The following is a 2,920-nucleotide window of genomic DNA, read 5'->3' on the forward strand; positions in this document are numbered from 1 at the left end:
CGGCCAAGCGGGCTTCGCAGGTCTCAAAGACCCGCTTGACCGCTTGGCCGCCCCGCTCGATCTGGCCTGCCCGGACCCTGAACCGCCCGGTTTACGCCGGTTCTTTTTGACCGCACCGAAGGACAGACCGGCCAAGGGGCCGGAGCCGCTTCGGCAACTGGAAAAGGAAACCATCATGGCAAAGCCCGCAACTCCATTCCGTCAAACCGCTCGCCCCACTTCCCGCCTCGCTTCGGGCGCTACTGGTCGTGTCGTGCAAATGCGCAAGGGCGCCACCATCGAAATGGTCCGCCTCACATGCCCCGATGAAGCCCAGGCGCTGAAGATCGCCGAAAGCTTTGGAACCGCAATTCTCGACAGCGACGGCATCCGCGACCTGCATGAGCGCCTGATTGTCGAGACCGCAACCGCTCTTTCCGATGGCCTTGGCGAACGCGCGATGCAGATCCATCTCCAGCGCATTGTCGGCGCCTATGTCGGATCGGCCCACGGCGCCGGCCAGTTCTACAGCAAAGCCGTCACCGAAGCGCGCGACGCTACCGCCAAAGGATCTGCTGACGCACGCGACGAGGACCTCGATGGCCCGGTCGGCTATGACAGCGCCGCCCAGCGCAAGCGCGAGTTCGCCGCCGATATGGGCGTTCAGGCCCATGCGCTTCGGATGGCCGCAGAAGGCGCCGTTTCCGCCTACGAGCAGATCGTCGGCGAGGTATGGAAGCCCTTCGATCGCCCGGTCGAACATCCGGGCCAGTCCCTCGACCGCAAGGCGGCCGCCGCTCAGATGTCGGCTTTTGATTGAAGCCGATCTGGCGGAGCTTCGGCTCCGCCATTTTCATGGTGTGCGCGACCTGTCAGGCCGGTAACGCTGGCGCACGAGCCGTCAGTCACGGCTTTCTTGCGATCATGCTGGTGACACTTTCGATTTTGTCGAGCCAAGCCGCAGCGGTCAAATTGCTCCAGGAGATGATCTTGCGAATTCGCTCATACTCCTCCTGAATGTTGCGCCGGAAAATCGGCTCATGGTGTGCGATACGGTTTCGCAGATCACGTATCTTGAAAAGGGTATCGTTTCCTTCTCCGCGTAAGGCTTGAACGGTTCTGCTGCTATCCGTGTTCGGAAACACTGTCCGAAAATGCGCGTTCCAGATCGCACCGTCATGCCCATGCGTCAGCATCTTCTCCCAGAAGACAAAGTTCAGTTCGGCAACGATCTTCCCTGAGGTCGGCAGAGATCGAAGACCCATAAGGTTTCGACGCGGACTGTATCCCGTCGGGGGATTTCGCAAGCTGATTTCGAAACCTCGTTCCCATGGCCAATTCGGCCCATAGGTCGATTCTATTGCCACTACGATTGAATTGCGAACGCTGACTTCGCATATCTGAAGGGGAACGAAGAATGCCGATGAGAGTTCAAGATTCCATTGGTAGAGTTCCAGCGCCGCTTCTTTGTCACCGGCCTTTTCAGCCAGATAAGTTGCGAACCGCGGAGCCGATAACACGGTTGGGAGATTATGGATTTCGTCGTGTGTGAATGGCAATTGCTCGGTCCCGTCGCAGACAGCAGAGGTCAGCTTGTCATTGACAAATAAACGTGATTCAGACTAATTAGAAATCGAAAGGCGCGTGAGGTCGCGGGGTAACACCACCCTCATCGTCATACGATAAATGGAAAGAGCTCGCCACTGGCGGGCTTTTTTCATTTTCACCTACTCATTGGCTGTCGTCTATGGCGACCAGCTCTGCTGACATCCCAGCCTGAACTCAACCGAGTGCGGGATCGTGTCCCATGGAGTGGTGTAGCTGGATTGCATAGCCATCGGTGATTTCCGGTAGGGTCGGGTTGCTTATGACCAACCTGAGGGACACCACCGATGACCGAGGACATGATGAACCTGCGCTCACTTGTTGAGAAGAGCGCCGATGCCGATTTGCTGCGGGAGATGATCGGCTTTGCCGCCGAGAAGCTGATGGCGCTGGAGGTCGGCACACTGATGGATAGCGCCGGACAGGATGTGCTCGCCTACATGACCTTTCCCAGGCAGCACTGGGCCAAACTTCACTCGACCAACCCGATCGAACGTCTCAATGGCGAGATCAAGCGACGCACCGAGGTCGTCGGCATCTTCCCCAACGACGACGCCATCGTCAGACTGGTCGGTGCCTTGCTCTTGGAGCAGAACGACGAATGGGCCGTCCAGCGGTCCCGCTACATGACACTGGAAACCATCGCCACAATGAGCGATGTTCCACTCATCAGCCTGCCAGCAGCAAGCTGACACTCATCCGGCCCTCTGGGATGAGCCGTGGCCGTCAAGCTACACCACTCCGCGGGACACGATCGACGTGCGGCGCCAGCTCCCCTTCGATTGGCCCTTTCAGAACGCGGCGACAACGGTCTCGGAAGGTTATTCCCCACCCATCGCGTCCCGTCCCTTCTGTCGGTCCTGCAGGAGCCGGCGACAGGCGCAACGGCTGCGCCGTCCTTCTCTTCGTTCCGGCCGTGCCGGTGCGCCTGCCACCGATCACTCCTGCCCTCGGCCCTCCGCGACGGGGCCGCGATCGGCGCGGTCCCCTCAAGAACGGAGGTCTGAAAGATGAGCAGGAAATCAGAAAGCACGCGCACGGACATTTACGCGCGCATCACGGACAGGATCGTTGCCGATCTGGAAAAGGGCGTACGACCGTGGGTGCAGCCATGGAGCGCCCGCAACATGTCCGGCCGGGTCAGCCGGCCGCTCCGGCACAACGGTCAACCGTATTCGGGACTCAATGTGCTGCTTTTATGGTCTGAGAGTGTCGCCAGCGGCTTCATGTCGGCAACGTGGATGACCCTGCGTCAGGCAAACGAGCTTGGCGCGCATGTGCGAAAGGGTGAGCGAGGCGCGACTGTGGTCTATGCCAGCCGTTTCACGAAGACGGA

The 2,920-nt window shown here is 59.6% G+C and carries 3 protein-coding genes and 1 pseudogene; 3 read left to right on the plus strand and 1 reads right to left on the minus strand.

Going from position 1 to position 2,920, the window contains the following annotated elements; translation table 11 throughout:
- Nucleotides 1-175 precede the first annotated feature (175 nt).
- On the plus strand, nucleotides 176-799 hold the full coding sequence (locus E8M78_RS20020; protein ID WP_137136736.1) for a hypothetical protein: 624 nt from the start codon (nucleotides 176-178) through the stop codon (nucleotides 797-799).
- 85 nt (nucleotides 800-884) lie between these two features.
- Here E8M78_RS20020 and E8M78_RS23615 read toward each other — a convergent pair whose 3' ends face one another.
- Entirely contained in the window at nucleotides 885-1,244 is a 360-nt protein-coding gene (locus E8M78_RS23615; RefSeq protein ID WP_205910269.1) for a hypothetical protein, read from the minus strand.
- Nucleotides 1,245-1,976: 732 nt separating this feature from the next.
- Here E8M78_RS23615 and E8M78_RS20035 point away from each other — a divergent pair.
- Together E8M78_RS20035 and E8M78_RS20040 are read left to right on the plus strand one after the other, a co-directional pair.
- Nucleotides 1,977-2,276, plus strand: a pseudogene (locus E8M78_RS20035) (transposase); the annotation flags it as partial.
- 318 nt (nucleotides 2,277-2,594) lie between these two features.
- Nucleotides 2,595-2,920 (plus strand): ArdC-like ssDNA-binding domain-containing protein (locus E8M78_RS20040; RefSeq protein WP_137136724.1); only part of this gene is annotated, 326 nt, incomplete at its 3' end.

This window comes from Rhizobium sp. FKY42 (assembly GCF_005222835.1).
GTDB lineage: Bacteria > Pseudomonadota > Alphaproteobacteria > Rhizobiales > Rhizobiaceae > Neorhizobium.